Here is a 20,924-nt window from a genome sequence, read left to right on the forward strand (position 1 = left end):
GGAGGAGGAAATGCACAGTTGAACTTTCGTGCGATCAACCACACCATCGGGCTCATCATCCTGCTGGAGATGGCATTCATGCTGCCCAGCCTGGCCTGGTGCTGGGTGGACCGGGATCCTGCCAGCGCCCGGGCCTTTGGCGCGGCCTTTGTGGTGATGGGCCTGTGCGCCCTGCTGTTCCTGCTGGTTGGCCGCCGCGCCCGGGGCAACTTTTTCGCCCGGGAGGGCTTTGTGACGGTGGCGGTCAGCTGGATCGTGCTGTCGCTGCTGGGCTGTCTGCCCTTCTACTTCAGCGGCGAGATCCCCCATTACGTCGACGCGCTGTTTGAGGTGGTGAGCGGCTTCACCACCACCGGCGCCTCCATCCTGGCGGACCCGGCCGAGATGAGCCGGGGCCTGTTGTTCTGGCGCAGCACAACGCACTGGCTGGGCGGCATGGGCATCCTGGTGTTCATGCTGGCCATCCTGCCCGCCCGCCAGGGCGGCACGCTGCACCTGATGCAGGCGGAGAGCCCGGGGCCCACTGTGAGCAAGTTCACCCCCCGCCTGCGGGAGACCAGCACCATCCTCTATGCCATCTACCTGGCGCTGACGGTGGTCTGCATCCTGCTGCTGCTGGCGGGAGGGATGCCCCTGTTCGACAGCCTGTGCACCGCCTTCGGCACCGCCGGCACCGGCGGCTTCGGCATCAAAGCGGACAGCATGGCCAGCTACTCCCCCTATCTGCAGTGGGTGGTCACGGTGTTCATGGCCCTGTTCGGGGTGAACTTCTCGGTGTACTACCTGCTGCTGATGCGCAAGGTGGGCCTGGCCGTGCGGGACGAGGAGGTGCGGCTGTATTTCCTCATCCTGCTGGCGTCCGGCGCGCTGATCGCCTGGGACATCCGGGACCTGACCCCCGATGTCTCCGACCGCATCCGCCACGCCTACTTCCAGGTGAGCAGCATCATGACCACCACCGGCTTTTCCACGGTGGACTTTGACGCCTGGCCCGCCTTTTCCAAGTCCATCCTGCTGTGCCTGATGGCGGTGGGCGCCTGCGCCGGGTCCACCGGCGGCGGCCTCAAGGTCATTCGCCTGAGCATCATGGTGAAGAGCCTGCGCCGCGCCGTGCGCCGCACCCTGCGCCCCAACAGCGTGCAGCTGGTGCGGGTGAACGGCAAGGTGCTGGGGGACGACGTGCTCCACAACGTGAGCGCCTACCTGGTGGCCTATGTGCTGATCGCCTTCGGCAGCTTCATGATCGTCTCGCTGGACGAGTTTTCACTGGAGAGCAACCTCTCCGCCGTGTTCGCCTGCTTCAACAACATCGGCCCCGGCTTCGGCGCCGTCGGCCCGCTGGCCAACTACGACTGCTTCAGCGATCTTTCCAAACTGGTGCTCACACTGGATATGCTGCTGGGCCGGCTGGAGATCTTCCCGCTGCTGGCGCTGGCCAGCCGCCACAGCTGGAGCCGCCGGCTGTGACACACCCCGGGGCCGCCTTTGCGGCCCCGTTTTTTTTGCTTGTGCGCGATTTTGGGGCGGATGCATGCCCTTTCTGCCGGGCCTCCCCCCTGACCACGGGTGCCTTTGGGGCGGCTGCGCGCCCCCTGCCCCGGGCGGAACGCCCCGGCCGCCCGCTTGTCCGCCCCCGAAAGGAAGCCTTCCGCCCGGCGCCGCACACGAAAAAATCCCCCTGCCAACGGCAGGGGGTTTTTTACGCACAGGATATTTTTCAAAAAATATTCCAGATCGGAACTCAGGGGACGGCGCAACTCATCCCTCTTCCCGGCGCCTGCGGCGGCGGAACAGGCCCCGAAAGCCGTCCTCCTCCTTGGCGCCCAGGGCGCGGGTGAGGATGCCCAGCAGCCCCGCTGCCAGCGCCGCGCCGCCAAAGACGGTGAGCACCTGGTCCCAGCGGCCGCCGAGGGCGTCCAGCAGCGCGGTGAGTCGGTCAAGGTCCATAGGGATCTCCTCTCCTTGGGGCTTCAGCGGGGGGTGGCGACGCTCTGGCGCACCTGGGCCCGCTTGAGTTTGGCGGCGGCCAGTTCCCGGTCCCGGGGGGACAGATCGCCCTGTTCCAGCTGCCGCCGGGCGTCCGCCTCGGAGGCCCGGGCGCGCTCCGGGTCGATGTCCTCGGCCCACTCAAAGGTGTTGGCCATCAGCCGCACATGGCCGCCGGCCACCGCCAGCATGCCGCCGATGCAGGCCGCGCGGCGCACGGCGCCTCCTTCCAGGGTGACCCGGGCCTCGCCCATGCCCACCGCGGTGAGGTAGTCGCAGTGGCGGGCCAGGATGGCCACGTCCCCCACGATGGTGCGGCAGAAGAGCTTTTCGGCCATGCCGTCAAAGGCCTGGCCGCCGGGGGTGACGATCTGCAACGGAAAGCTGCTCATGCGGTCTCACCTTTCTTTGCTGCCGCGACCACCTCGTCGATGGTGCCCTTGAACAGGAACGCCGATTCGGGCAGGTCGTCGTGTTTGCCCTCCAGGATCTCCTTGAAGCCCCGGATGGTCTCCTTCAGGGGCACATACCGCCCCTCCATGCCGGTGAACTGCTCGGCCACGGTGAAGGGCTGGCTGAGGAAGCGCTGGATCTTGCGGGCGCGGTTGACGGTGATCTTGTCCTCTTCGCTCAGCTCGTCCATGCCCATGATGGCGATGATGTCCTGCAGTTCCTTGTAGCGCTGCAGCACCTGCTGCACGCCGCGGGCCACCTCATAGTGCTCCTCGCCCACCACGTCGGGGGAGAGGATGCGGCTGGTGGAGTCCAGCGGGTCCACCGCCGGGTAGATGCCCAGGCTGGAGATGGCGCGGGACAGAACGGTGGTGGCGTCCAGGTGGGCGAAGGTGGTGGCGGGGGCGGGGTCGGTCAGGTCGTCCGCCGGCACATACACCGCCTGCACGCTGGTGATGGAGCCCTCCTTGGTGGAGGTGATGCGCTCCTGCAGCGCGCCCATCTCGGTGGCCAGGGTGGGCTGGTAGCCCACGGCGCTGGGCATACGGCCCAGCAGCGCCGACACCTCGCTGCCCGCCTGGGTGAAGCGGAAGATGTTGTCGATGAAGAGCAGCACGTCCTGGTGCTCCTTGTCGCGGAAGTACTCGGCCATGGTCAGGCCGGACAGGCCCACCCGCATACGGGCTCCCGGCGGCTCGTTCATCTGGCCGTAGACCAGGGCGGTCTTGTTGATGACCCCCGACTCCTTCATCTCGTTGTACAGGTCGTTGCCCTCGCGGGTGCGCTCGCCCACGCCGGTGAACACCGACAGGCCGCCGTGCTGCTTGGCAACGTTGTTGATCAGCTCCATGATGAGCACCGTTTTGCCCACGCCGGCGCCGCCGAACAGGCCGATCTTGCCGCCCTTGGCGTAGGGGCAGATCAGGTCCACCACCTTGATGCCGGTCTCCAGGATCTCAGTGGTGATCTGCTGTTCCTCGTAGCTGGGGGGATCGCGGTGGATGGGCCAGCGCTCCGCGGTCTCGGGGGCGGGCATATCGTCCACCGGCTCGCCCAGCAGGTTGAAGATGCGGCCCAGGCACTCCCGGCCCACCGGCACGCTGATGGGGCCGCCGGTGTCCACCGCCTTGGCGCCGCGCACCAGGCCGTCGGTGCTGCTCATGGCGATGCAGCGCACCACATTGTCGCCAACGTGCTGCGAGACCTCCACGATCAGGCTCTTGTCACCGTTTTCCACCCGGATGGCGTTCAGCAAAGCCGGCAGCTGACCGTCGGGGAATTTGATATCCAGCACCGGGCCGATGACCTGCACCACGGTGCCCTCGTATTGATTCGGCATGGACATTTCTCCTTTTTGCGGCGGCGGAGGGGGCTGTTCAGCCCTCGGCGCCCGCCACGATCTCGGTGATTTCCTGGGTGATGGCCGCCTGCCGGGCCCGGTTGTAATGCAGGCTCAGGGTCTCGATCATCTCGCCGGCGTTCTTGCTGGCGGCGTCCATGGCGGTGCGGCGGGCGCCCAACTCGCTGGCCACCGACTCGCACAGGCCACCCCAGATAAGGCCCGCCAGGTACTCCGGCACGATGGCGTTGTACACCGTTTCGCTGTCCGGCTCGTAGAGGGTGGTCTGACGGGGGCCGCTGCCCTTTTCCGCCGGCTCATAGTTCAGCGGCAGCAGCTTCAGGGTGGCCGGCTGCTGGCTGAGCATGGACACGAAGTTGGTGTAGGCCAGCACGATCTCGTCGAACTCGCCCTTCACGAAGCCCTCCGCCAGGGTGCGGGCGATGTCGTAGCAGCCGCTCATCTCCAGGTCGGCGGCCACGGCGTACCGCTCGGTGACGATGGCCACGCCCCGGCGGCGGTAGTGCTCCAGCGCCTTTTTGCCGATGGGCAGCACACACCAGTTTTTGCCCTCGGTGGCGCTGTCCACCGTCTTGAAGATGTTGCTGTTGTAGCCGCCGGCCAGGCCCCGGTCGCCGGCGATGACCACATAGCAGCTGGTCTTCACCGGCCGCCGGGCCATGTAGGGCGAGCGGAACTCGTCGTTGGAATAGGCGATGTCGTCCAGCGCCGCGTGGAGCACGTCAAAGTAGGGGCGGCTGTTCTCCACCCGCTCCTTGGCCCGGCGCAGCTTGGAGGAGGCCACCAGCTCCATGGCCTTGGTGATCTGCATGGTGCCTTCCACGCTCTTGATGCGCAGCTTGATGTCCTTCATGGACGCACCTGCCATACGCTCTGCCTCCTTACTTCGCCCGGGTGTTCAAAAACTGCCGGGTGTACTCGTCCAGCGCCGCCTTCAGCGCGGCCTCGGTGTCCGCCTCCAGCTTGCCGGTGTCCCGGATGGCGGTGAGCACCGTCTCGCCGTGGCTGTCCATATACTCGTACAGCCCCTGCTCGTACTCCTTCACGTCCTCCACGGCCACGTCCTTCAGGTACTCCTTGGTGACGGCGTAGAAGATGCACACCTGCTTTTCCACCGGAACGGGGGAATTGCGGTCCTGCTTGAGCACGGCCACGATGCGCTCACCCTGGGCCAGACGGGCCTTGGTGTCGGCGTCCAGGTCGGAGCCGAACTGGGCGAAGCTCTGCAACTCGCGGTACTGGCTGTACAGCAGCTTGAGGCTGCCGGCCACCTTTTTCATCGCCTTGATCTGGGCGTTGCCGCCCACGCGGGACACCGAGATGCCCGGGTTCACCGCCGGCATGACGCCGCTGTGGAACAGCTCGCTCTCCAGGAAGATCTGGCCGTCGGTGATGGAGATGACGTTGGTGGGGATGTAGGCGGACACGTCGCCCGCCTGGGTCTCGATGATGGGCAGGGCGGTGAGGCTGCCGCCGCCGTACTCGGGGGCGATGCGGGCCGCGCGCTCCAACAGGCGGCTGTGCAGATAGAACACGTCGCCGGGGTATGCCTCGCGTCCCGGCGGGCGGCGGATCAAAAGGCTCAGCGCGCGGTAGGCCACCGCGTGCTTGGACAGATCGTCGTAGATCACCAGCACGTCCTTGCCCTGTGCCATAAAGTATTCGCCCATGGCGCAGCCGGCGTAGGGGGCGATGTACTGCAGCGGCGACAGCTCGCTGGCGGTGGCGGACACCACGATGGTGTAGTCCATGGCGCCGTTCTCCGCCAGGGTGTTCACCAGCTGGGCCACGGTGCTCTGCTTCTGGCCGATGGCCACATAGATGCAGATGACGCCGGTGCCCTTCTGGTTGATGATGGTGTCGGTGGCGATCACCGTTTTACCGGTCTGGCGGTCGCCGATGATGAGCTCGCGCTGGCCCCGGCCGATAGGGATCATCGAGTCGATGGCCTTGATGCCGGTCTGCAGCGGCACCGACACGCCCTGGCGCTGGATGATGCCGGGCGCGGGGGACTCAATGGGCCGGTACTCGGCGGTGTCGATGGGGCCCTTGCCGTCGATGGGCTGGCCCAGGGCGTTCACCACCCGGCCGATCATGGCCTCGCCCACCGGCACGCTCACCACGCGGCCGGTGCGCTTGACCACACTGCCCTCCTTGATGCCCCCCTCGTCGCCCAGCAGCACGATGGAGACGCTGTTCTCTTCCAGGTTCTGAGCCATGCCGTAAGCGCCGTTGTCAAACTCCACCAGTTCGCCGCTCATGCATTTCTCAAGACCCACCGCCCGGGCGATGCCGTCGCCCACCAGGATCACGCTGCCGGTCTCGCTCTGCTCGATGACGTTCTGGTAGTGCTTGATCTGCGCCTTGATGATCCGGGTGATCTCTTCGGGTTTCAATTGCATTCTTTCACCTTCTCGTTACAAAGTGGCGGCCAGCAGGCGCCGCATCTCGTCCAGCCGGTTCTTCACCGTGCCGTCCAGCTGGGTGCCCTCCACCTCCAGCCGCACGCCGCCCAGGCAGCCGGGCTCCACCCGGGTGGTCAGGGCGATGGTCTTGCCGGTGATCGACTCCAGCTTTTTCTTCAGCGCGTCGGCCTGGCCGGCGCTCATGGGCACCGCGGTCACCGCCGTGGCCTCCAGGATGCCGTGGGCCTGGTTGTACCGGGCACGGTATTCCTTGCGGCAGTCGGGCAGGCTGCGGATCTCACCCTTCTCGCATAGCAGCTTGAGGAAATTCAGCAGGTAGGGCTCGGCCTGCCCGCCGAAGGCCTCGTCCAGCGCGGCGCAGCGCTCGGCCTTGGGCACGCTGGGCATCGCCAGCAGTTTTACATACGCGGGATTTTCGGCCAGCAGCCGGCACACCTGGTCCAGCTGCTCCAGGATCGTCTGTTCCAGGCCTTCCTCGACGGCCAGCTCGTAGAGCGCGCCGCCGTACTCGGCGCCCGCGGCGGTCATGAGGCGTCACCCACCTTCTCGATGAACTCGTCGATCAGGGCCTTGTGGTCGGCCTCGCTGATCTCCCGCTCCACCACCTTGCTGGCGATGGCCATGGCCATGCCGCCGATCTCGTCCTTGGCGTCGTTCAAAGCCTTCTTGCGGGCCTGCTCGATCTCCGCCTCGGCCTTCTGCTTCATCTGGGCGGCCTGCTGGCGGGCGGCCTCCAGCGTCTGCTCGCTGCGGGCCGCGGCGGTCTTGCCCGCCTGCTCCAGCAGATCGGCGGCCTCCTGCCGCGCGGCGGCCAGGTGCGCCTCGTAGTCGGCCTTTTCCGCCTCGGCGGTGTCCTTGGCCTTCTTGGCGTCCGCCAGCATGGCGTCCGCCCGGGCCTGGCGCTCGTTCAGCACCTTCTGCACCCGGTCGAACAGCAGTTTCTTGACGATCAGCGTGAGGATCAGCAGATTGCCCAGCATCATGATCATGTGCCAGGGCGTGATGGTGACCAGATCTTTAAATTGTTCCAATGGTCATTCCCCTTTCCCCCGATCCGGGCCGGGCCATCAGCCCAGCATAGCGGTGAACATGCCCGGCGCCACGAACAGCAGCAGCAGGCCGGTGACGAAGCCATAGATACCGGTGGTCTCGGCAATGGCGCAGCCCAGCAGCATGGTGCTGGTGACGTCGCCCTTGCACTCGGGCTGGCGGCCGATGGCCGAGCAGGCCTGGCCCACGGCGTAACCTTCGCCGATACCGGGGCCGATACCTGCGATCAGAGCGAGACCCGCGCCGATGGCGCAGCCGGCCAGAACGATTGCTTTCTCCAACATAGATAGTTCCTCCTAAAATGAAGTACTTGTTTGTATGCCGCCCCGGAGGGGCGTTTTTCCTCGCGGCCGGCGGCCGCGTCGGGCCAGAAGGTCAGCCGTCGCTCTCGGCGGCGTTGGCGATGTACAGCATGGTGAGCATGCAGAAGATAAACGCCTGCATCAGGCTGCTGAACAGGTCGAAGTAGATGGACAGGATGGCCGGGATGCCCAGCTGGAACAGCGGGATGAGGCTGAGCACCTCGCCCAGCGCCCCGGGCAGCAGGCCCAGCACCGCGTTGCTGGCCACCGCCAGCGCCGCGTACACCAGCGTGCTGATGACCCCGCCGGACATGATGTTGCCGAAGTGACGGAAGGCCATGGAGATGGGGGTGGCCAGCTCGCTGATGATGTTGAAGGGGGTGAACACCGGGATGGGTGTGGTGAACCCCAGAAGATACCCGCCGATGCCGTTGGTCTTTATCTTGGTGGCGGTGATCATCACGAACACCAGCAGCGCCCAGGACAGCTCGGTGGAAAGATCGCTGGTGGCCGGATACAGCCCGATCAGGCTGGAGAGGCTGCACAGCGCCGAATAGCTGAACAGCGCCCCGATGAAGGGCACGAAGTGGGCGTATTTCTGGCCCATGTTGCCGATGACAAAGTTCTTGCAGGTGGTGACGATCAGTTCCGCCACCGCCTGTTTTTTGCTGATCTTGTCCACCGTGAGGCCCCGCCCCAGCCACCAGCAGAGCAGCGCGATGGCCGCCAGGATGATCCAGGCGTCCAGCAGGCTCTCGGTGAGCTGGAACTTGCCCAGCAGCGGCACCGACCAGGAGGATTCCCACAGGATCTTGGGGCCGGTGATCTCAACGTTCATGGTCGCTTTGTTCCCCCTTTTGCTCGTCTTTTTTGTACATGCCCGTCAGCTGCATCACCGCGATGGTGACGCGGGGCATAAGCAGCGGCACCGCCGCCGCCACCCAGTGCAGGAAGGGCAGGCTCACCGCCAAAATCAGCCACAGCGCCATCAGCAGCATCCGCATGCTGTAGGAAAACTGCATCATCTTCTGGCCCCGCTCGGCGTTCGCCTCGCCGGTGATCTTCTGCACCGTCAGGCCCAGCAGCAGAAAATTCGCCACCGCCACCGCGCCGCCCAAAACGCCCCCCAGGGCCACGGTGTAGTCGAACCGGCCCAGCGCGGCGAACACGGCGAACATCACCGCCACGCCCGCGGCGGTGCCCAGGGCGATGTGGGCGGTCTCTTTTTTTACAGCCGGCTGTAATTTCATCCGGATGTTCCTCTCTTTCAGACGTGGTCGTTGAAGGCGGCGGGGCCCTTTTTGCCGGGCCGGCTTTTCCGCTGCACATAGCGGTAAAACCCCCAGAAGGACGCACCCGCCGCGCCCAGGCCCAGGCCCAGCGCCGGCAGCATCACCCAGGCGGGAAAGCCCTTGGCGTCGATGAGCCACCAGGCCCCCCAGGCGCATAAAAACGGCGGCGTGACCAGCGAAAACCCCAGCTGTGTGAGCCACGCCAGTTCCCGCAGCGCGGTCATCCACGGTTTCACCGGCACGCCCCCTTTTTCGAGATGAATCGTACGCCAACGCATCGTGTTTAAATATTATAACAAAAACAGCAGGACAAAACAATACAAAAACAGCAGGACAAAACAATTGATTTTGCATTTCCTGCGCAATTTTTTTACAGATCCGCCGGGATGGCAGAGCGCGGGCGAACGCTTGCCGCCCTGCCGCCTTTGTGTTAAAATAAGACCAACAATTGCAAAGGCGGTGGCGGTATGCTGCTTTCCATCGTGGTGCCCTGCTACAACGAGCAGGAGGCGCTGCCCTTCTTTTACAAGGAGATCTGCCGCGTGGCCGGTGAAATGAAGGCCAGCCACGGGGCGGATTTTGAGTTTATCTTCGTGGACGACGGCTCGAAGGACGACACCCTTTCCATCGCCCGCGGGCTGCGCCGGCAGGACAAGCGGGTGCGCTACATCAGCTTTTCCCGCAACTTCGGCAAGGAGGCGGGCATTCTGGCGGGCCTTGAGGCGGCCAGGGGCGACTATGTGGCCATGATGGACGCGGACCTGCAGGACCCGCCGGCCCTGCTGCCGGAGATGCTGGACGCGCTGCTGAAAGAGGATTACGACTGCGCCGCTACCCGCCGCACCACCCGCAAGGGCGAACCGCCCATCCGCAGCTTTTTTGCCCGGATGTTCTATAAGATCATCAACCGGATGAGCGACGCGGACATCGTGGACGGCGCGCGGGACTACCGGCTGATGCGCCGGCGGATGGTGGACGCCATCCTGGCGCTGCCGGAATACAACCGCTTTTCCAAGGGCATCTTCGGCTGGGTGGGCTTCAGGACCAAGTGGCTGGAGTATGTGAACGTGGAGCGGGTGGCCGGCGAGACCAAGTGGAGCTTCTGGAAGCTGTTCCGCTACTCGCTGGAGGGCATCGTGGCCTTCTCCACCGCGCCGCTGGCGCTGGCCAGCCTGATGGGCATCGCCTTCTGCGCGCTGGCCTTTGTGATGATCCTGTTCATCATCGCCCGCACCCTGCTCTTCGGCGACCCCACCAGCGGCTGGCCCAGCCTTGTGTGCATCATCTTTCTGTGCAGCGGCGTGCAGCTGTTCTGCATGGGGGTGCTGGGGCAGTATCTGGCCAAGACCTACATGGAGGTCAAGCGCCGCCCGGTGTACATCGTGCGGGAGACAGAGGCGGACGCCGAGGCGTGAGTCCGGCCGGCGAATACAATAAAACGCGAAAAAGGCACGGGACGCGTCCCGTGCCTTTTCTTATTTTGCGATGTAATACTCGCTGCCCATCACATAGGGATTGTCGGCGCTGTAGGCCACATGGCCGGCCAGGCAGTCCACCCAGGCCTTGTAGCCCGCGGCCACCATGTGCAGGCCGTCGGAGGAGTACTCCGCCAGCAGGTCGCCGTTGTCGTCCGCCAACGCGGAGTAGACGTCCACGAAGTAAACGCCCTTTTCCAGAGCCATGTTCGCCAGCTTCTCGTTCACCCGCTGGATGCGCGCCTTGTAGATGCCGGTGCTGGCGTAGTCCGCCGCCACGGGGGTCATGGTCTGGACGTAGATGTCCGCGTCGGGGGCCGCCTGGCGCACCAAGTCGATCATCTGGCCGTAGTAGGCGATGAAGCTGTTCTCGGTGGCCTCGTCGTCCCGGGCGGCCAGAGCGTTGGCGCCGAACATGAGATAGATGCTCTTGGGGGCGGTCTGGGCGATCACGTCCAGCGGCACCGACTGCTCGCTGGTGTTGAAGTCGGTCATCACCACGCGGTTCACCACGTCGCCGGGGGTGGCGCCCCGGTAGCCCCGCACGGTGGCCACATCCTTCACCGGGTTCTCGTAGAGGCCCAGGCCCTCGGTGACGCTGTCGCCCAGGAAGAGGGCGGTGGAGAAATAGCTGTTGTCCACCCGGCCGCAGGCGGGCAGGCAGATCTTGTCGTAGGTGAGGCCGGTGTAGCTCCAGCCCTCGGCCTGCTGCACCGGGCCCATGCTGGCGAACTGCACCCCGCCGCCCGTGTCGGTGACCGGGTTCTCCATGGGCAGCGGCGCCAGCACGCTGCCGGCCAGGCCCGTGGTGCCCAGGTCCAGGGTGCTGTTCGGGTCGACCGTGCTGCCCCCGCCGCGGATCGTCTCGATGGCCCAGGTGATTACCCAGGCCAGGCCCAGCAGCACCGCCGCCGCCAGCACCAGCCGCAGCGCGCGCTGCGCCGAGCGCCGCCGCCGGCGGGAGAGGGTCTCTTTTCGAAATTCACGGTAGCTGGCCATGCCGGCCTCCTTTTTGCGCTGGTCGATCAGACGGTGTGGGTGGCCAGGTACTCGGCCAGGATGGGATAGGCGTTCTGGTTCAGGTGCACCTTGTCCTGAGCGGCCAGATCCTCCCGCAGGTCGCCGTTGGCATCCTGCAGCGCCTCGTAGATGTTCACGAAATGGCAGCCCTTTTCCCGGGCCAGCAGCGCCAGCTGGGTATTTACCCGCTGGATGCGCTCCTTATACAGGCCCGGCTGGCTGGCCCCCGGCCGCACCGGCGTGACCGACTGGACGTAGATGTCCACCCCGTCCCCCAGGTCGGCCTTGAACATATCCAGCATCTGACTGTAATAGTTCAGGAAGGACTGCTCGGTGGCCTCGCCGTCCCGCACCAGGGCGTTGGTGCCCAGCAGGATATACAGCCGCAGGGGGTTGGAGTTGATGACGGTCTCGTAGATGTTTTCCTCGCCCCGGCCGGATTGCGGGCCCGGGTTGGCGGTCTGCTTGTTGACCACGGCGCTGGGGCCGATGCTCTTGTAGGCGCAGATGAAGGCGTGGGCCTTCATGGGGGATTCATAGACGTTCCAGCCCTGGCTGACGCTGTCGCCCAGGATGGCCGCCCGGTCAAAAAAGCTGTAGTCCACCGCGGCGGAGGCCCCCACCGCCAGCATCCGGTAGTCCGCGCCGGTGACCTCGGTGCTCAGGGTCTGCTGCACCGGGGTGGAGGTGTTCCAGGCCGCCCCGGGGGCGTCGGTCCCATCGGAGGCGCCGGTGCTCTGAGGCGCGGAGGCCGGCTCGCCGTCCGCGGCATCGGAGCCCGCTTCGCCGGACGGCGCGGAAGAGGATGCGCCGGACGACGCCGTCAGCGCGTCCGCGCCGGGCATCCAGCCCGCGCCGGTGAGCACAGTGTACAGCGCGAAGAACGCCACCCCGCACACGGAGGCGGCCGCCGCGATCAGCAGCGACAGGCGCAGGATGAATTTTCGCCTGCGGCGGCGCTTCACCTGTTCGCGGAATTCCCGGTAGGTTGCCATCTTCCTCTCCCTCTTCGTACAAAACAGTATACATTCAGTATTATACCCCAGCGGCAGGCCCGGCGCAAGCAAGGCCACAGAAAATTCACACTCGGGGGTCAGTATCAGTATTTTCCGCCGGGGGGCAGAATATGCTTTTCGTCCCCGCCCATATTCTATATACGAAGCAGCGGCGGAGGGTTATTTCACCTTCGCGGGGGCAGCCTCACTGCCGCCCCTCTTTTTCGCGCCGGCCAGGTTGTAGAACAGCAGCCCCGCCAGCACCACCGCGATGCCCAGAATGCTCATGGGGCCCACCCGTTCGCCCCAGAACAGGGCGACCCACACCGGGTTCAGCACCGGCTCGGTCATGCACACCAGGTTCGCCGCCACCGGCTCGGTGGTGGCCAGGCCCCGGGCCATCAGGATGTAGGCGGCGCTCACCTGCACCGCGCCCATCAGCGCGATGGCGCCCCAGCTGCCGGCGCTCATGGCCGGCTCCCGCAGCAGCCAGGGCAGCCCCACGGCAAACCCCAGCACCTGACTCCAGAAATAGCTGGAGAAACTGTCCGCCCCGGGGAACATGTTCACCATGAACACCACCGCGTAGCAGCTGGCGGCGGCCACCGCCAGCAGGTTGCCCGCCATACCCCCCGTTTCGAGACTGCCGGCAAAGCAGCAGGCCATGCCGGCGAACACCACCACACAGGCGGCCAGGTCCAGCCGGCGGGGCTTCTGTTTGAAGAACACCCAGAGATAGAGCAGGATGAACACCGGGCTGGTGTACTGCAGCACCACCGCGTTGGCGGCGGTGGTGAGCCGGGTGGCCAGGGTGTAGGCCACGTTGCAGGCGGCGACGCACGCCGCGCACCCCAGCACCGTGCGGTTTGCCCGCACCGGCATGCCCATCGCTTTCATATAACCGAAGGTCACCAGCGCCGCGAAGAGGTTCCGCCCGCTGTTCACCGCCATGGCGTTCCAGGGGATCGCCTTGATCATCAGCCCGCCGAAACTCATCAGCACCGCCGCGGCCAGCACCAAAAACACGCCGTTTTTTCGCCCTTTCATGTCCTGTTTCCTCCCCTGTCGGCCCGCATCGCCCCGCCTCGCAGAGCCCGGGCCGCAATGCCCTATCATTGTACCGCAGGCGGGGCGTTTTGTCACGGGATTTTGCCCGTTTTCGCTTGACGGAGTTTCCCCGCACTATTACAATGAGGAAAGAGATGTAGTTTTAAATACCAGATGGGTCGCGCCGCGGCCCTCTCATACAAAGGAGATATGCATTATGTCCTGGATGATCGTCAGCGACTCCTCCTGCGAACTGCGCCGCCTGGAAAACCCCGCCCCGGGCCTCACCTTCGCCACCGTGCCCCTGAAGATCCGGGTGGGCGAGCGGGAATTTGTGGACAATTCCGCCCTGGATGTAGGCACCATGATGAACGCCATGCACAACTACAACGGCGCCTCCACCACCGCCTGCCCCAGCCCCGAGGAGTGGGCGGAGAAGTTTTTGCAGGCGGATGAGATCCTTGCCATCACCATCAGCAGCAACCTGTCCGGCAGCTACAACAGCGCCATGGTGGCCCGCGATATGGTGCTGGAAAGCCACCCGGAGAAGAAGATCTATGTGCTGGACAGCCTGTCCACCGGCGGCGAGATGGCCCTGGCCATCTGGAAGGCAAACGAGCTGGTGGCCGCCGGCCTGCCCTTTGAAGAGCTGGTGCGCCAGTGGGAGATCTGGTTTGCCCAAAAGCAGATCCTCTTCGCCCTGGCCAGCTTTGACAACCTGGTGAAGAACGGCCGGCTCAGCCGCCTGGCGGGCTTTGTGGCCGGCGTGATGAACATGCGGGCGGTGGGCCGTGGCAGCGAGGAGGGCAAGCTGGAGATGCTGCACAAGACCCGGGGCGAGACCCGGATGCTGGCCCTGCTGCTGGAGGAGATGGACCACCGGGGCTACAACGGGCTGGAGCCGGCGGTGATCAGCCACTGCCAGAACGAGAAGGCCGCCCTGCTGCTGAAGAACGGCATCGAGAACAAATGGCCCGGCGCCAAGGTGGTGGTGCTGCCCTGCAGCGGCCTGACCAGCTTCTACGCCGAGACCGGCGGCATCATCGTGGGGTACTGACCGTGGAGCGGAACGCCGCGGGCAATGCCGCGCTGCTGGGCGGGGCGGCGGCGCTCACCGCCGCCGGGCTGGGGCTGGCTTTCTACGCCTCCCGGCTGGAGCCCCGAAGCCTCACCGTCACCCGCCCTCCGCTGGACAAGCGGCCGCCGCTGCGGGTGGTGTTCTTCAGCGACCTGCATCTCGGCCGCCGCACCCCGCCGGCGCGGCTGGCGGAGGTGGTGCGGCGCATCAACGCCCTGAAGCCGGACCTGGTGCTCTTTGGCGGGGATTTTTTCGCCAAATTCCTGCGGGACGCCTGGGCCCTGCCCTTTCCGGAACTGGCGCGGCAGCTGGGGCGCATCCGCGCGCCGAAGGGCAAGTACGCGGTGCTGGGCAACCACGACGTGCGGGACGGCGCGCGCCCCTTCTTTGAGCAGCTGTTCCGGGCCGGGGGATTCACCGTGCTGTGGGACGGCATCGCCCGCCCCGCGCCGGGGGTGACGGTGTGCGGCCTTTCGCCCTACTCCTCCGGCCGGGCGCTGCGGGCCATGCCCGCCGACGGCTGGCGCATCTGCCTGTGCCACATGCCGGATAAGGCCCGCTATCTGCCGCTGAAAAAGGTGGATCTGATGCTCAGCGGCCACAGCCACGCCGGCCAGGTGAAACTGCCCGCCCTCACCCGGCTGATCCTGCCGCCGGGGGGCAAGTTCTACCCCTACGGCCTCTACCGGCCCCAGGGGCCGGGGGCGGCCCAGCTGTACGTCAGCCGGGGCATCGGCATGAGCGGGGTGCCCTTTCGCTTTCTCGCGCCGCCGGAATTGGTGGTGCTGGGCTGATTTTTGCCGCAGACGCAAATTTTACGCCGGGGCCTCGGGGCCCCGGCTTTTTTGCGCCCTGCCAAAAATGTTCCTCAAAAAATGAACCGCCGCCCCTTTGGCGACGATTACAGGGCGAAACGGACGTCTGGATCACACACAAGGGAGGTGGGCCGGGTGCAGGCAATCCAGGTGGAGCAGCTGCTGGGCTGCTACGGAACAGAGATCTACCGCTACTGCCGGCGGCTGACCGGCTTCGGGCCGGACGGGGAGGACCTTTATCAGCAGACCTTTCTGCGGATGCTGGAACTGGACCTCACCGCCGATGAAAGCCGCAGCCCCCGGGCGCTGCTTTACAGCGTGGCCACCGGGCTGTGGCACAACGAGGCCCGCAAGCGCCGCCGCCGGGCGGCCATCGCCCGGCCGGTGGAACTGGACGGGGAGGCCCCGCCGCCCCTGGCCGGCGGCGAGGAGCCGGAGGCGGCGGCCCTGGCAGAGGCGGAACGCGCGGCCCTGGCGGCGGCGGTGGAGCGCCTGCCGGACAAATACCGGGCGGCGGTGCTGCTGGTGTACGGGGCCGAACTGCCGCTGGCGGAGGCGGCCCGCGCCCTGAAACTGCCCCAGGGCACCGTGAAAAGCCGGCTGCACAAGGCGCGGCTTTTGCTAAAAAAAGAGATGGAGGCGAGCGGCTATGGACGACAAGAACTTTGACCGGCGGCTGACCGCCGCCCTGCAAACGGGCGAGGAGCCCGGCGCGGAGCTGAACGCCGTGCTGAAGGCCCGCCTTTATCAGCGGGAGCGGGAACTGCAAAATCGCCCCGCCCGCCGCCTCTCGCTGTGGTGGCTGCCCATGACCGCGAACCTCTTCGTCTGCGGGGTGCCCGCCGTCCTCTTCGCCTTGCCCGTCATGCCGCTGGCCGCCCATCTGGCCGCTTTCGCCCTGGGCTGGCTGGCGGTGGGGGGCGTGGTGATGACCTTCGTGGGCCTCAAATGCTCCGATCTGAAAGAACAACTCACCCTGGAACTGCCCCAAAAGGGCGGAAAGGAGATGCTTTAAATGGCCGTCATGCCTGTGATCCTTGTCGCGGGATCCGTTATCCTGGCCGGCGTGCTGGCGCTGGCGTTCACCGTGCTCAGCTGCTTCTGGCTCTACCGGGACAGCCGCCTCCACGGCCAGCCCCCCGCCCTGTGGGTGCTGCTGGCGGTGTTCGCCAGCCCCATCATCGCCCTGCTGCTCTACTTTATCTTCGGGCGAAAGGCGCCCCTGGAGCCCTGTGAGAACTGCGGCTCCCTTCTCACCCGCTCAGACCGCTACTGCCCCGCCTGCGGGGCGGCCAACGGCCTCTACGGCCAGCCCGCGCCCAAACGCAGGCTGGGCGCCCTGGGCACGGCGGCCATTGTCTGCGGCCTTGCCAGCGTGGTGTGCATGGCGGGGCTGCTGGCGGGCATGTTCGTCTTCGCCTTTTCCGCGGTCGGTACCCCGCTTGAGACCACGACGGGCGAGTTCATCCATTCCTCCCTGCCCATCGAGAGCGCCATGGACGTGAACACCGGCTGGGTGATCATGAGCACGCAGGGCCATCGGAACGGGGTGTGGAGTTTCTCCATGAGCAAGACCAGCGACGGCTACCACAAATCCGGCCGTTTTGACCTGGACGACCCCCACGACCGCATCCTGGCGGCGGACGTGATCTGCGAGGGCGAGACGCTGGAACTGGAGGTCATCCAGGACGGCGAAACGGTGTACACCGAGGCCCTCAGCGGCGCCGACGGCGTGCAGTATTTCTCCCTGGCGGGCCTTGAACCCGGCGAGGTGAAGCTGCGGGTGGTAAACCACGGCGCCACCAACATCAGCGGGCGCATCTGGGTGGAGTGAAAAAAGGAGCGGACAGACCGTCCGCTCCTTTTTATTTCAATTCTTCTGCGTCTTCGCCCAGGCCAGCAGTGTTTCAGGGTCGTTTTCCAGCCGGCCCTCGATCACCTCGTTCAGCGCCGCGCCCAGCAGCCTGCCCAGCCGCGGCCCCGCCTTGCAAACGCCGGCGCGCATCAGGTCGCTGCCGTTCACCGCCAGCTGTTCCAGGCTCACGCAGTCGCCCCGGCGATGGGCCTCCCCCGCCAGCCGCTCGAACCGGTCGGCCTCCTCCAGCCGCCGGATGACGGCGGTGGCGGCATGGGCCCGCAGATCCGCCCGCTTCACGGCCACCATCTCCTCCAGTGTGGGCCAGCCCCAACGGCCCAGCCAGCGCCGCGCGCCGGGAAGGTCCTGAGGCATCGGGGTGTCGTGCCAGCGCACCAGCGGCTCCACCGCCCGCGCCAGCCGTCCCGGCGCCTTCAGGTCGGCGAGGATCTGCCGCGCCAGCGCCGCGCCCCGGGCAGCGTGGCCGGGGGCGTGGCCGACGCCCCGGGCGTCCAGGGCGAAGCAGGCGGGCTTTGCCAGGTCGTGCAGCAGCAGCGCCCAGCGGACGTTCCGCCGCGCCGGCGCCAACCCCACCGCCCGGGCGATGTGCGCCCACAGGTCCCGGTCATGGCGTGGGGTGCGCAGGTCAAAGCCCAGGCAGGGCCCGATGGCCGGGATGACCTGGGCCAGGATATCGCCGCTCTCCGCCAGCACCCGCCCCGCGCCGGCGCCCCGCAGCAGCTTGTCCAGCTCCGCGAACACCCGCTCGGCGCTCACCCGGCAAAGGGTGGGCGCGGCGGCGCGGGCGGCCGCCAGGGTGGCCGGCTCGATGGAAAAATCCAGGCAGGCGGCAAAGCGCAGCGCCCGCAGAATGCGCAGCGCGTCCTCCTCGAAACGGGCGGCGGGCTCCCCCACGCAGCGGATGACCCGCGCCTCCAGATCGGCCCGCCCGCCAAAGGGGTCCACGATGCCCCCCTCGTCCAGGGCCATGGCGTTCACGGTAAAGTCGCGCCGGGCCAGGTCCTCCTCCAGGCTGGCCACGAACCGCACCCCGTCGGGCCGGCGGTGATCGGAGTAGCCGTCTTCCACCCGGAAGGTGGTCACCTCCACCGGGCCGCCGGCGGTGAGCACCGTCACCGTGCCGTGGGCGATGCCGGTGTCCACCGTGCGCCAGCGGCCCGAGAGGCGCTGTTTTACCTGTTCAGGGCGAGCGCTGGTGCACAGGTCCCAGTCGCCGGGGACGCGGCCCAACAGGCTGTCCCGCACGCAGCCGCCCACCGGGCAGGCCGTGAAGCCGCCGGCGCGCAGCGCGTCCAGCAGCTCCTGCACATGGACCGGCACTTCCATCCCGCGCCCCTCCTTTGCAACAGAATTTTCAGCCCAGACGCCCGGTCTTGAACATCCACCAGGCGATGCCGATGGCCATGCCGCCGCTGACCAGGATGAGGAAGGAAACGCTCCCGATCAGGCTGGGCACCAGCACGAACAGCAGGCACATAAAGGCCAGCGGCGCCGCCGCCAGCTTGAGGCTCTTGGAGAAATATTTGAAGGCCAGCGCCCCGAACAGGGCGGGGATCACGTTGTTGAAGGCGGGAGCCAGGGCCGGGTTTTCCAGCACCGGGCGCAGCGGCACCAGGCACAGCACCCCCAACGCCAGCACCAGGGTGGTCACCAGGCTGCTGGTGGCCACCGACAGGGTGGAGACGATGTCGTTTTCCGGCGTGCCCACCTGGGTGCCGCAGATCTCCCGGGCGTTCACCGCGCAGGGCAGCTTCAGGTTGACGGCGTTGCCGGTGATGAAGGTGAGATAGCTGGCCCCGGAGCCCAGCATGGGCGCGTAGACCAGAAATTCCACCACGCCGCTGGTCCAGTAGATCAGGGCGACCTGGGCGAAGCCCACGCCGAAGGCGGTCCAGTCAGGGGAGGCGCCCAGCACCCAGCCCATTGCCAGCGGCACCGCCAGCAGCAGCAGGATGGCCGCCGCCGTGCCCAGCCGGCCCAGCAGGTGGGTGGAGTTCTCATAGCGGTCGTAGTATTGGTTTTTCTGCGCTTCGTTCACGATACCCACCTCCTCACACCAGGGCGAACAGCGCCACCGCCGCCGCCATGCCCACCAGCATGCTGCCCGCCATGGAGAAGTTGTCCAGCCAGGTCATGCCCTTTTTGCGGGCCAGGAACTCGAACAGGCCCATGGCAGCCGCGCTCACCGCCGCCACGAACAGCGGCATGTAATTGCCGGTACTGGTCCACTCGCCCAGGTACGAGCCGATGTAGGCGCTGACCAGTCCCACGAACATGGCGGTGAACATGTAGTCGCCAAAGCCTTTTTTGCCCTCGGTTTTCTTTTGGGAGGCGCCCCGCAGCTTTTTCATGTAGGCCTTGAGGCAGAAGATGCACAAAAAGCAGCCCGCCAGAATGCCGGTGGTCATCACCAGGGCGATGGTCAAAAACACCGGCGCGGTGAGAGGCTCACTGCCCAGGCCCCCGCTCATGCCGGCGGCGCGGGCGGCGATGTCCGCCACGTTGCCCTCGTAGTGCAGCGCCCCGATCACCGACAGGCGGATCCAGGGCAGCGGGATGCCCAGACTGCCGGACAGGGCGATGACCCCCAGCAGGATGGAGACGCTGGGCAGCAGGGTGAAGGTGGCGCTGGAGGTGATGGCCCGGCGCAGCCTGGCCTTGTCCATGCCCAGGGCCACGCCCGCCCGCCAGCTGCGCACCAGAAACACCACACAGAGCGCCGCGATAAAGGCCACCACCACGCCCACGATCAAAAACATGGGCAGGCTGTTCAGTTTCGCCAGTAAATCCATTGCGATCCCTCCCGGTTTAACACACTAAAGCGATAGTGCCAGTATACCAGTTTTTGCCCTGTCTGTCCAGAGCGGGGCCGCAGTTTCCGCGGGTTGTGCGCAACAAAAAGATAGCCGGCCCGATTCGCCGGCCTGCCAATCCGATGCCGCCGAAAGAAGCGTTCCCCCCGCTCGCAGGCGCGAAGAGGCGGCCCGCCCTGGCTGAGGCGTTAAGCGGACGGCCTCCCCGCGCCGCTGGCGTGTCGTGCAGGTGCTGCCGAAAGAGCCGTTCCCCCCCCTCGCGGCCGTGAAGAGGCGGCCCGCTCTGGCTGAGGCATTAAGCGGACGGCCTCCCCGCCCGCCGGCGTGCCGTGCAGGCGCTGCCGAAAGAACCGTTCCCCCGCCTGCAGCCGCGAAGAGGAGCGTCGTATCCTTTCCCCGGGGGTCTTGCCGCAGAGCATCCTTCGCCCGGGCCTTTTCCCCGGATGCCTTTGCCGTTCCTTCCCCGTCGGCGCCGGTCCGCCAGGGAAAGGAATGGCAGAGGCGCGCCACGCCGTCCCGGGCATAACAAAAAGGCCCCTGCCAAACTGGCAAGGGCCTTAAAAAGTCAGGACCCCCGGCTAAGCCGGGGGCTTGAGTAGGCCCTGGAAGGGCCTCATACCGGCAAGCCTCTCAAGAGGCATTGAATTATCCACCTCTTGCATCACTTGCACGGCAGCCCGTAAACGGGCATTGCTTTTCCACAAATTAACTTTTGGGCAACCATAAAGTTGCTGTTCTTTTCTCGCTTCGCTCGGTACTTGAAGCTAAAGCTTTTTGACACTCCCCGGCAGAGCCGGGGGTTGCCTTTACGCTTAAGCAGACAAGGCAAAGAGAAAGCCGGCACCTACCTATTTTCCCGGGTCGTCTCCAACCAAGTATCTTCGGCACTACGGAGCTTAACTTCTGTGTTCGGAATGGGAACAGGTGGGACCTCCG

At 66.2% G+C, this 20,924-nt stretch carries 24 protein-coding genes and 1 rRNA gene; 7 read left to right on the forward strand and 18 right to left on the reverse strand.

Annotated elements, in window-relative coordinates; all coding sequences use genetic code 11:
• The first annotated feature begins 18 nt into the window (after positions 1 to 18).
• The gene (locus ACH2A7_RS05690; RefSeq protein WP_394960712.1) at positions 19 to 1,467 is read left to right on the forward strand and encodes a TrkH family potassium uptake protein; all 1,449 of its coding nucleotides are present in this window, start codon (positions 19 to 21) and stop codon (positions 1,465 to 1,467) included.
• Positions 1,468 to 1,758: 291 nt separating this feature from the next.
• On the opposite strand, the gene ACH2A7_RS05695 is transcribed toward ACH2A7_RS05690, so the two are convergent.
• From ACH2A7_RS05695 to ACH2A7_RS05745, 11 genes are all read right to left on the reverse strand, one after another.
• Positions 1,759 to 1,947 carry a hypothetical protein gene (locus tag ACH2A7_RS05695; RefSeq protein ID WP_394960713.1) on the reverse strand — a complete coding sequence of 63 codons (189 nt, stop codon included), beginning with the start codon at positions 1,945 to 1,947 and terminating at the stop codon, positions 1,759 to 1,761.
• Positions 1,948 to 1,970: 23 nt separating this feature from the next.
• Positions 1,971 to 2,378 carry a FoF1 ATP synthase subunit delta/epsilon gene (locus tag ACH2A7_RS05700; RefSeq protein ID WP_394960714.1) on the reverse strand — a complete coding sequence of 136 codons (408 nt, stop codon included), beginning with the start codon at positions 2,376 to 2,378 and terminating at the stop codon, positions 1,971 to 1,973.
• A complete protein-coding gene (gene atpD / locus ACH2A7_RS05705; protein WP_394960715.1) occupies positions 2,375 to 3,778 on the reverse strand; it encodes a F0F1 ATP synthase subunit beta in 1,404 nt (467 codons plus the stop codon). The genes ACH2A7_RS05700 and atpD overlap by 4 nt, the downstream gene beginning before the upstream one ends.
• Before the next feature lie 37 nt (positions 3,779 to 3,815).
• Positions 3,816 to 4,667, reverse strand: a complete 852-nt coding sequence (atpG, locus tag ACH2A7_RS05710) for an ATP synthase F1 subunit gamma (protein ID WP_394960716.1) — start codon at positions 4,665 to 4,667, stop codon at positions 3,816 to 3,818.
• A gap of 13 nt (positions 4,668 to 4,680) precedes the next feature.
• Entirely contained in the window at positions 4,681 to 6,201 is a 1,521-nt protein-coding gene (atpA, locus tag ACH2A7_RS05715; RefSeq protein WP_394960717.1) for a F0F1 ATP synthase subunit alpha, read from the reverse strand.
• A gap of 15 nt (positions 6,202 to 6,216) precedes the next feature.
• Positions 6,217 to 6,753 (reverse strand): ATP synthase F1 subunit delta, encoded by a 537-nt coding sequence (gene atpH, locus ACH2A7_RS05720; protein WP_394960718.1) that lies wholly within the window; start codon positions 6,751 to 6,753, stop codon positions 6,217 to 6,219.
• Positions 6,750 to 7,256 carry a F0F1 ATP synthase subunit B gene (gene atpF / locus ACH2A7_RS05725; RefSeq protein WP_394960719.1) on the reverse strand — a complete coding sequence of 169 codons (507 nt, stop codon included), beginning with the start codon at positions 7,254 to 7,256 and terminating at the stop codon, positions 6,750 to 6,752. Before atpF ends, atpH begins: the two co-directional genes overlap by 4 nt.
• 36 nt (positions 7,257 to 7,292) lie before the next feature.
• Positions 7,293 to 7,559, reverse strand: coding sequence for an ATP synthase F0 subunit C (atpE, locus tag ACH2A7_RS05730; RefSeq protein ID WP_394960720.1), 267 nt, complete (start codon positions 7,557 to 7,559; stop codon positions 7,293 to 7,295).
• Positions 7,560 to 7,650: 91 nt separating this feature from the next.
• A complete protein-coding gene (locus ACH2A7_RS05735; RefSeq protein WP_394960721.1) occupies positions 7,651 to 8,415 on the reverse strand; it encodes a F0F1 ATP synthase subunit A in 765 nt (254 codons plus the stop codon).
• On the reverse strand, positions 8,405 to 8,827 hold the full coding sequence (locus ACH2A7_RS05740) for an ATP synthase subunit I (RefSeq protein ID WP_394960722.1): 423 nt from the start codon (positions 8,825 to 8,827) through the stop codon (positions 8,405 to 8,407). Before ACH2A7_RS05740 ends, ACH2A7_RS05735 begins: the two co-directional genes overlap by 11 nt.
• A 17-nt stretch (positions 8,828 to 8,844) precedes the next feature.
• On the reverse strand, positions 8,845 to 9,105 hold the full coding sequence (locus tag ACH2A7_RS05745; RefSeq protein WP_394960723.1) for an AtpZ/AtpI family protein: 261 nt from the start codon (positions 9,103 to 9,105) through the stop codon (positions 8,845 to 8,847).
• Between the two features lie 231 nt (positions 9,106 to 9,336).
• Here ACH2A7_RS05745 and ACH2A7_RS05750 point away from each other — a divergent pair, with 231 nt between their 5' ends.
• A complete protein-coding gene (locus ACH2A7_RS05750) occupies positions 9,337 to 10,284 on the forward strand; it encodes a glycosyltransferase family 2 protein (protein ID WP_394960724.1) in 948 nt (315 codons plus the stop codon).
• A 60-nt stretch (positions 10,285 to 10,344) separates the two neighbouring features.
• Here the strand turns inward: ACH2A7_RS05750 and ACH2A7_RS05755 are convergent, their stop codons facing one another.
• The 3 genes from ACH2A7_RS05755 to ACH2A7_RS05765 all read right to left on the reverse strand — a co-directional run bounded on the left by ACH2A7_RS05755 (position 10,345) and on the right by ACH2A7_RS05765 (position 13,406).
• Complete coding sequence (locus ACH2A7_RS05755) at positions 10,345 to 11,343, reverse strand: GDSL-type esterase/lipase family protein (RefSeq protein ID WP_394960725.1); 999 nt, start codon at positions 11,341 to 11,343, stop codon at positions 10,345 to 10,347.
• A 26-nt stretch (positions 11,344 to 11,369) separates the two neighbouring features.
• The gene (locus ACH2A7_RS05760) at positions 11,370 to 12,359 is read right to left on the reverse strand and encodes a GDSL-type esterase/lipase family protein (RefSeq protein ID WP_394960726.1); all 990 of its coding nucleotides are present in this window, start codon (positions 12,357 to 12,359) and stop codon (positions 11,370 to 11,372) included.
• Between the two features lie 180 nt (positions 12,360 to 12,539).
• Complete coding sequence (locus tag ACH2A7_RS05765; protein WP_394960727.1) at positions 12,540 to 13,406, reverse strand: DMT family transporter; 867 nt, start codon at positions 13,404 to 13,406, stop codon at positions 12,540 to 12,542.
• 217 nt (positions 13,407 to 13,623) lie between these two features.
• Here ACH2A7_RS05765 and ACH2A7_RS05770 point away from each other — a divergent pair, with 217 nt between their 5' ends.
• The 5 genes from ACH2A7_RS05770 to ACH2A7_RS05790 all read left to right on the forward strand — a co-directional run bounded on the left by ACH2A7_RS05770 (position 13,624) and on the right by ACH2A7_RS05790 (position 17,133).
• The gene (locus ACH2A7_RS05770; RefSeq protein WP_394960728.1) at positions 13,624 to 14,463 is read left to right on the forward strand and encodes a DegV family protein; all 840 of its coding nucleotides are present in this window, start codon (positions 13,624 to 13,626) and stop codon (positions 14,461 to 14,463) included.
• Between the two features lie 2 nt (positions 14,464 to 14,465).
• Positions 14,466 to 15,278 carry a metallophosphoesterase gene (locus ACH2A7_RS05775; RefSeq protein WP_394960729.1) on the forward strand — a complete coding sequence of 271 codons (813 nt, stop codon included), beginning with the start codon at positions 14,466 to 14,468 and terminating at the stop codon, positions 15,276 to 15,278.
• Between the two features lie 156 nt (positions 15,279 to 15,434).
• The gene (locus tag ACH2A7_RS05780; protein ID WP_394960730.1) at positions 15,435 to 15,968 is read left to right on the forward strand and encodes an RNA polymerase sigma factor; all 534 of its coding nucleotides are present in this window, start codon (positions 15,435 to 15,437) and stop codon (positions 15,966 to 15,968) included.
• On the forward strand, positions 15,949 to 16,314 hold the full coding sequence (locus ACH2A7_RS05785; RefSeq protein ID WP_394960731.1) for a hypothetical protein: 366 nt from the start codon (positions 15,949 to 15,951) through the stop codon (positions 16,312 to 16,314). The genes ACH2A7_RS05780 and ACH2A7_RS05785 overlap by 20 nt, the downstream gene beginning before the upstream one ends.
• Positions 16,315 to 17,133 (forward strand): hypothetical protein, encoded by an 819-nt coding sequence (locus ACH2A7_RS05790; RefSeq protein WP_394960732.1) that lies wholly within the window; start codon positions 16,315 to 16,317, stop codon positions 17,131 to 17,133. It abuts the gene before it with no gap.
• 36 nt (positions 17,134 to 17,169) lie between these two features.
• On the opposite strand, the gene ACH2A7_RS05795 is transcribed toward ACH2A7_RS05790, so the two are convergent.
• From ACH2A7_RS05795 to rrf, 4 genes are all read right to left on the reverse strand, one after another.
• Positions 17,170 to 18,501: a CCA tRNA nucleotidyltransferase gene (locus tag ACH2A7_RS05795; RefSeq protein ID WP_394960733.1), complete on the reverse strand. Its 1,332-nt coding sequence runs from the start codon at positions 18,499 to 18,501 to the stop codon at positions 17,170 to 17,172.
• A 28-nt stretch (positions 18,502 to 18,529) separates the two neighbouring features.
• Entirely contained in the window at positions 18,530 to 19,213 is a 684-nt protein-coding gene (locus ACH2A7_RS05800) for a hypothetical protein (RefSeq protein WP_394960734.1), read from the reverse strand.
• 13 nt (positions 19,214 to 19,226) lie between these two features.
• Entirely contained in the window at positions 19,227 to 19,967 is a 741-nt protein-coding gene (locus tag ACH2A7_RS05805) for a DUF5058 family protein (protein ID WP_394960735.1), read from the reverse strand.
• Positions 19,968 to 20,823: 856 nt separating this feature from the next.
• Positions 20,824 to 20,924, reverse strand: a 5S ribosomal RNA gene (gene rrf / locus ACH2A7_RS05810); the annotation flags it as partial.

Origin of the sequence: Candidatus Allofournierella merdavium (assembly GCF_944382735.1) — a bacterium.
In the GTDB taxonomy this organism is placed as follows: Bacteria; Bacillota; Clostridia; order Oscillospirales; family Ruminococcaceae; genus Allofournierella_A; species Allofournierella_A merdavium.

What these genes read in the sequence shown, in the direction of transcription:
- ACH2A7_RS05795 (WP_394960733.1), bottom strand. Translation starts at nt 18,501, where the DNA reads ATGGAAGTGCCGGTCCATGTGCAGGAGCTGCTGGACGCGCTGCGCGCC.
- atpA (WP_394960717.1), bottom strand. Translation starts at nt 6,201, where the DNA reads ATGCAATTGAAACCCGAAGAGATCACCCGGATCATCAAGGCGCAGATC.
- atpG (WP_394960716.1), bottom strand. Translation starts at nt 4,667, where the DNA reads ATGGCAGGTGCGTCCATGAAGGACATCAAGCTGCGCATCAAGAGCGTG.
- ACH2A7_RS05770 (WP_394960728.1), top strand. Translation starts at nt 13,624, where the DNA reads ATGTCCTGGATGATCGTCAGCGACTCCTCCTGCGAACTGCGCCGCCTG.
- ACH2A7_RS05755 (WP_394960725.1), bottom strand. Translation starts at nt 11,343, where the DNA reads ATGGCCAGCTACCGTGAATTTCGAAAAGAGACCCTCTCCCGCCGGCGG.
- atpH (WP_394960718.1), bottom strand. Translation starts at nt 6,753, where the DNA reads ATGACCGCCGCGGGCGCCGAGTACGGCGGCGCGCTCTACGAGCTGGCC.
- ACH2A7_RS05765 (WP_394960727.1), bottom strand. Translation starts at nt 13,406, where the DNA reads ATGAAAGGGCGAAAAAACGGCGTGTTTTTGGTGCTGGCCGCGGCGGTG.
- ACH2A7_RS05700 (WP_394960714.1), bottom strand. Translation starts at nt 2,378, where the DNA reads ATGAGCAGCTTTCCGTTGCAGATCGTCACCCCCGGCGGCCAGGCCTTT.
- ACH2A7_RS05805 (WP_394960735.1), bottom strand. Translation starts at nt 19,967, where the DNA reads ATGGATTTACTGGCGAAACTGAACAGCCTGCCCATGTTTTTGATCGTG.
- ACH2A7_RS05790 (WP_394960732.1), top strand. Translation starts at nt 16,315, where the DNA reads ATGGCCGTCATGCCTGTGATCCTTGTCGCGGGATCCGTTATCCTGGCC.
- ACH2A7_RS05760 (WP_394960726.1), bottom strand. Translation starts at nt 12,359, where the DNA reads ATGGCAACCTACCGGGAATTCCGCGAACAGGTGAAGCGCCGCCGCAGG.
- ACH2A7_RS05740 (WP_394960722.1), bottom strand. Translation starts at nt 8,827, where the DNA reads ATGAAATTACAGCCGGCTGTAAAAAAAGAGACCGCCCACATCGCCCTG.
- ACH2A7_RS05695 (WP_394960713.1), bottom strand. Translation starts at nt 1,947, where the DNA reads ATGGACCTTGACCGACTCACCGCGCTGCTGGACGCCCTCGGCGGCCGC.
- ACH2A7_RS05750 (WP_394960724.1), top strand. Translation starts at nt 9,337, where the DNA reads ATGCTGCTTTCCATCGTGGTGCCCTGCTACAACGAGCAGGAGGCGCTG.
- ACH2A7_RS05735 (WP_394960721.1), bottom strand. Translation starts at nt 8,415, where the DNA reads ATGAACGTTGAGATCACCGGCCCCAAGATCCTGTGGGAATCCTCCTGG.
- atpD (WP_394960715.1), bottom strand. Translation starts at nt 3,778, where the DNA reads ATGCCGAATCAATACGAGGGCACCGTGGTGCAGGTCATCGGCCCGGTG.
- atpE (WP_394960720.1), bottom strand. Translation starts at nt 7,559, where the DNA reads ATGTTGGAGAAAGCAATCGTTCTGGCCGGCTGCGCCATCGGCGCGGGT.
- ACH2A7_RS05785 (WP_394960731.1), top strand. Translation starts at nt 15,949, where the DNA reads ATGGACGACAAGAACTTTGACCGGCGGCTGACCGCCGCCCTGCAAACG.